At 34.7% G+C, this 2,459-nt stretch carries 2 protein-coding genes and 1 pseudogene; all 3 read right to left on the bottom strand.

Annotation, left to right across the window (positions count from 1 at the left end):
• Positions 1–199 (bottom strand): annotated as a pseudogene (locus tag ACM55K_RS17420) (OmpA family protein); the annotation flags it as partial.
• A gap of 13 nt (positions 200–212) precedes the next feature.
• Positions 213–1,121, bottom strand: coding sequence for a PorP/SprF family type IX secretion system membrane protein (locus ACM55K_RS17415; RefSeq protein WP_416851603.1), 909 nt, complete (start codon positions 1,119–1,121; stop codon positions 213–215).
• Between the two features lie 155 nt (positions 1,122–1,276).
• The coding region (locus tag ACM55K_RS17410) for a gliding motility-associated C-terminal domain-containing protein (protein ID WP_416851602.1) at positions 1,277–2,459 on the bottom strand (1,183 nt) is incomplete at its 5' end.

Below are 2,459 nucleotides of genomic sequence, written 5' to 3'. Positions count from 1 at the left end.
AATAGGCATTCCCCAATTTTTTAAACAGGTCTGCAGATTTATACCCTTTTTCAGCAACCCTTTCGTAGGTTTTTATGGCATCTACATAGGCATAGTTGTCATATTTTTTATCAGCTGTAACTAATTTTGTCTTTTGAGAATAAATGTTAAAAGAAAAAATAGTTACTATTGTTATGCAAATGAGCATATTTTTTTTCATAAATAATTGTTTTTTAGAAGAATCTAGGACTCGTGATTTTATTATTGTTTTTGAATAATTCATAGCGCAGGAAAATTTCATGCGAACCGGAATTATAGTTATCTAAGTTGGTTGTTTCATGATCATACCCATATCCAACATACAAACCTTCAGAAACCTGAAATCCAACCATGGCACTCAATGCGGCACTCCATCTATAGGCAACTCCCACCACGAATTTGTCATTAAACATAAAATTTCCTGACACATCGAATTGAAGAGGAGCACCTTTAACCATTTTGGTGAGAACAGCAGGTTTGAACTTAATATAATTATTAAAATCAAATACATAACCAGCAATCAAGTAGTAATTAATTTGTTCTTTAAAAATAGCTACTTCATTGTCATCATAACGATTGGTTTCTATAAAGTTAGGAACTGATAATCCAACATAAGCCTTGTTAGAATGCCAGTAGAGACCAGCACCAATATTTGGAGAAAATTTGTTATTATAATCATGTAAGCTTGGGTCATTATCAGCTGGATTTAATCGGGTAACATCCAAATCAAAAAGATTAGCCGTTGCTTTAATTCCAAATGAAAGTTTAAAAGTTTCCGATGTAGGAACCGTGTAAGATAAATCAGCTGAGATGGTATTCTCATGAGTAGGACCAATTTTATCATTCATAATCGATACCCCTAATCCTAAATTATTTGAGTTGAGTGGCGTATTCATAGACACAACGTTAGTTACAGGTGCACCTTCGAGTCCTACCCATTGGGTGCGGTGTAAAGCAAAAATACTTAAAGCACCATTAGATCCTGCATAAGCGGGATTAATATTGATTGTGTTATACATGTATTGAGTAAATTGCGCATCTTGTTGAGCAAAACTTACAATGGCTGTAAACATCAAAACTAAAGTAAATAATTTTGTTTTCATAGTAGATATTTATTTTTTAATTATCTATCGAATTCATTTGTCAGAATTCAGTAGTTAATTGATAAATTTGATTCGGGTTTATCGTTCAGGAATAGGGCTATTGGTATTATTCTACTAAACCTGAGGACAACATAGTCCCCAAGTTTAATGAAAGTTTAATTATTTATAAGGTATAAAAACCCGTCTTTTTTGTTTGTTATAATGTTTCCTACACCATCAACTGAGGTGTAATTTAAGATATAGAAATAGGTACCGGTTGGTAAACCGGAGGATTGACTAATAGTTGTTCTACCTTCAGCGATACCTTTGAACACTTTGCTGGTATTATTATAACCACTGGTTTCATAAACCAATACACCCCAACGGTTATAAATTTCAACCGTATTATTCGGATAGCAATTTGTATCATCAATGTTGTCAATTATGAAATTTTCATTAATTTCATCTCCATTAGGAGAGAAGGCATTATGAACTAATATCGTTCCACAAGGCAATACAATACCGCCACAATCAGTAGTAACAGTCATGGTAATTCTTATAGTTCTTGGGCAAGTTCCATCATTAATTTTATATTCAAAAATATAATCGCCAACAGCAAGGCTAGAAGCATTAATTACATTGCCTTGTAAGGTACCTGAATTATTTACATCGGTCCAAGTTCCGTTTGCAGGAGTACCAATAGGTAATAAATCGTTTAGGTTAGCAGTTGCAATTTCTCCATCATTACAAATTGAACCTACTAATGCTATAATATTATTTGTAACGTTAACATTAATGATTTGAGTAAACTCTGATGTATTTCCACAAGTATCAGCCACTGACCATTTTCTCACTATTGAGTATGAATTTGCTGTATTGTTAATAATGTTCTCAGTAAACATTGCAGACGAGATTGCTGAGCAATTATCGACAAATACAAGTTCAGGTTTGGCAGGAATTGCATCACAACTAACATTGATAGTTGGACTAAATACAGTGCTTGTTGTTGGACCGGTTGTATCTTGAACGTTAATGGTTTGTGTAGCTTTAGCAGTATTTCCGCAAGCATCACTAGCGGTCCAAGTTCTAGTTACAGAATAGGACCCTGCACATTGACCATTTGTAGTCACATCTGCAAAAGTTAAGGTTACAGCCGAAGCACAATTATCTGTTGCTGTTGCAATAGCAAATGCAGGTATTGCTGGACAAGAGATTGTCGAAGCAGACGGCAATGCAGCGATAACCGGAGCAGTTTTATCCTGAACGGTAATGACTTGTGATTTAGAAGCGGTGTTTCCACAAACATCTGTCGCAGTCCAAGTTCTGGTAAGGGTATAGTTGCTGGCACAGTTTCCGTTC

It is taken from the genome of Flavobacterium arabinosi, assembly GCF_048158725.1.
GTDB classification, from domain to species: Bacteria; Bacteroidota; Bacteroidia; order Flavobacteriales; family Flavobacteriaceae; genus Flavobacterium; species Flavobacterium arabinosi.
Note: the sequence above shows the minus strand (reverse complement) of the source record. Positions and strands in the feature narration are given on the sequence as shown.

Excerpts from the sequence above, each read along its gene's own strand:
- ACM55K_RS17415 (WP_416851603.1), bottom strand. The coding sequence starts at position 1,121 with ATGAAAACAAAATTATTTACTTTAGTTTTGATGTTTACAGCCATTGTA.